The sequence below is a fragment of the Ruminococcus sp. genome (assembly GCF_017650195.1).
Classification (GTDB): Bacteria; Bacillota; Clostridia; order Oscillospirales; family Ruminococcaceae; genus Ruminococcus.
Genome location: NZ_JAGCFH010000123.1, coordinates 1 through 2991, shown reverse-complemented (window position 1 = coordinate 2991; position 2991 = coordinate 1). Strand labels below are relative to the sequence as shown.

The window sequence follows — 2991 nt, the reverse complement described above, 5'->3', positions numbered from 1 at the left end:
TTATGGACAGCTATGACTTTTCCGACAAGGTGGTTATCCCGTTCAATACCCATGAAGGCAGCGGTGAATCGGGAACATATTCTGCAATCGGAAGCTATCTGCCGAATGCACAGGTGCTTGACGGTATGGCAATTCAAGGCAAAACTGCGCAGGAGTTCAGCTCCGATACGCAGCAGTCTGTCAGTGACTGGCTTGACGGGCTGGGATTCTGATATGAACAAGAAAGCAGCCGTGAAAATGTGCATTGACCTTGTGATGACCGCAGCTTTGCCTGTCCTGATGTGTTATTCCATTGTGGGTGAAACGGCGCATGAGGTGATAGGAGTGGCGATGTTCTGCCTGTTTATCGCACATCATATCTTGAATTTCGGGTGGATAAGATCGCTGTTTAAGGGCAGGTATGACCTCCACAGGAGCGTAAATACTGCGGTCAATGCACTTGTGTTCCTGTGTATGATAGGACTGATGTACAGCGATATCGTGATCTCAAAGCACGTTTTCAACTTTGTGAATATCGGTGGAGCAATGACCGCAAGAACGATACATATGCTCTGCGCCTACTGGGGACTTGTGCTTATGAGCGTTCACCTCGGTATGCACATTTCGCAAATGGCGGCGAGAATGAAGTTGAAAAACAAAGCGCTGATATGGTCGCTTCGTATCATCTTCGGGATAATCGGTGCAGTCGGCATTTATGCGTTTATCTCGCTGAAATTCCCGAACTATATATTTGGCAAGTTGCAGTTCGTATTCATCGACACAAACGCCTCTGCTGTGCTGACTACGCTTCAGTACCTGACTGTCATGTTGCTGTTTGCCTATGTGGGATATATGCTGCAGAGCATTCTGAAAAAGAAACGAACTGAAAACCACGGGTCATAATACTTCAACTTTGAATCCAGTGGGTTCAAAGTTCCCCATAAACAAAAGGACGGTGTAATAATGGAAAACAAACTCTTTGACCTTACGGCAAAACGCCGTTCGGTAAGGCGATACACAAATGAACATATCTCCGATGAAGTGCTGAATGAGATCATGAAGGTGGCACTCGCTGCTCCCTGTTCCTTCGGTCACAGACCTGTTGAGTTCGTAATCGTTAGGGATAAGATAAGAGAGCTTGCGGAGTGCAAAAGTCTCGGCGGTTCGCAGATCATTGGTGCTGACGCTGTTATCGTTGTCATGGTGAAGCTCGACAGAGGCGAGTTCTGGATTGAGGACGGTGCTATCGCTTCTTCCTACATTCTGCTTGCTGCCGAGCAGTATGACCTCGGTGCTTGCTGGGTGCATATCCGCAACAGGACGGGAAAATGCAAGTCCTCTGATGAAGAAATCCGCAAACTGCTCGGTGTGCCGGACGGTTATGCTGTCCTGAACCTGATCGCACTCGGCGGCAAGGGCGAAATTAAGCGTGGCTATACTGAAAAAGACTTTGATTTTGGCAAAGTTCACTATGAAAAATATTGATAACGAAAGGACGGCTCAACTGAACCGTCCTTTTTCCGTTATTTCTATTTTCACTTTTCAATGAAGATCATTACACCCGATTTGAATCGGCACACCAGATGGTCTTTGTGGATACAATATGTATTTTCAGAACAACAGCTCCCGCGAGGGAGCTGGCTTCTCTTAATATCATTATACTGCCTTTCGTCTTGTGTAAAATCAAAAGCTCGTCTTTGACAGACGAGCTTTGCATAGAATTAGAACAGCCTTTCAGGTTTATTCGTGTGATTTTTCGTGTGACTGACCCTGCATTTTCGTGTGATTTTATGCAGTTTCATTATCACACGCGCATTTTTGACTGCATTTGCATAGACAGCAAAAAAGCCTGTATTTAGCGTTTTCTGCTAAATACAGGCTTCTTAAAAGAGCGGACAGAGAGGGATTCGAACCCTCGATACGCTATTAACGTATACACGAGTTCCAGTTATTTAGCACTATCCAGTGTTGTTTATTGTACACATACAGTCACATTTAGTCACATACAGTTTTAGTGTATAAGTACCAAAAAGACTGTACACGACTACTAGTTGTGTACAGGTACTAATTTGCTAAGATTAGCAAAAAAATTAGCAAGTGAGTTTTTGCGATATGATTTCGGAGACTGTGGTCTTGGCTTTGATGGAGTCTGCGTAGACTGCATCGGTGACAGCAGTAGATGAATGCCCTAGGTTTTGAGATATAACTTTTAACGGAATGTTCAAGTCAATACAAAGGGTGGCATAGCTGTGACGCAGATCATGAAATCGTACATCTGGCAGTCCACATTGTTTGAGTATTCTTTTAAAAGCACGCAATAAAGTATGAGGACTCATTACTGTTCCGTCATCATTACAACATATTAATCCGTCGTCGTGATAATTTTCTTTCAGCAACTCCTTTTGAGATTTATTGTGAATATCTTTACGAAGTATGAGAGCTTCTACGTCTTGCGATATAAACAGTACTCTATCGCTACTTTCACTCTTTAAAGGCTTTAAACCATAATATGCAGCACTTTTATCAACCGTATTATCTCTCGTAGTCGATACTTGTCGTTGTATATGCAGGGTATGCTTTGATGTGTCTAGGTCGGAAATCTTTATACCTAATACTTCACCTTTTCGTAATCCGAGCATTACAGCAAGTTTGATTTCCGTCTCGTACCTATCCCCTTCTAATGCTGAAAGCAGAGTTTGAAGTTGAGGAGCTGATAGAAGTCCAGACTTAAATTTAGGCACTTTAGGTGTTTTGGCCTTTAAACACGGATTGTCCTCTATCAATTTGTTATCCACAGCCGATTTTAGAGCTACTTTAAGTACATTATGAATATACTTTACAGTTTTAGCTGACAAACCCTTTTCTTTCATCAGCATAGAATAAAAAGATTCAAGACGACTCGGTTTAATATCCTTTAACTTCTCATCTCCCAATTCAGGGATTATGTGATTGTTGATATTAACGGCATATCCGTTGACTGTACTAGGGGCAAGCATTTGCTTGTGCACTTCA

At 42.9% G+C, this 2991-nt stretch carries 3 protein-coding genes and 1 pseudogene; 3 read left to right on the top strand and 1 reads right to left on the bottom strand.

Annotated elements, in window-relative coordinates:
* The 3 genes and pseudogenes from J6U00_RS05740 to J6U00_RS05730 form a co-directional block, all read left to right on the top strand.
* Positions 1–212 (top strand): annotated as a pseudogene (locus J6U00_RS05740) (flavodoxin); the annotation flags it as partial.
* A 1-nt stretch (position 213) separates the two neighbouring features.
* Positions 214–882, top strand: coding sequence for a DUF4405 domain-containing protein (locus J6U00_RS05735; RefSeq protein WP_296580066.1), 669 nt, complete (start codon positions 214–216; stop codon positions 880–882).
* Positions 883–942: 60 nt separating this feature from the next.
* Positions 943–1464, top strand: a complete 522-nt coding sequence (locus J6U00_RS05730) for a nitroreductase family protein (RefSeq protein WP_296580064.1) — start codon at positions 943–945, stop codon at positions 1462–1464.
* 605 nt (positions 1465–2069) lie between these two features.
* Here J6U00_RS05730 and J6U00_RS05725 read toward each other — a convergent pair.
* A partial coding sequence (locus tag J6U00_RS05725; RefSeq protein WP_296580062.1) for a tyrosine-type recombinase/integrase occupies positions 2070–2991 on the bottom strand: 922 nt, incomplete at its 5' end.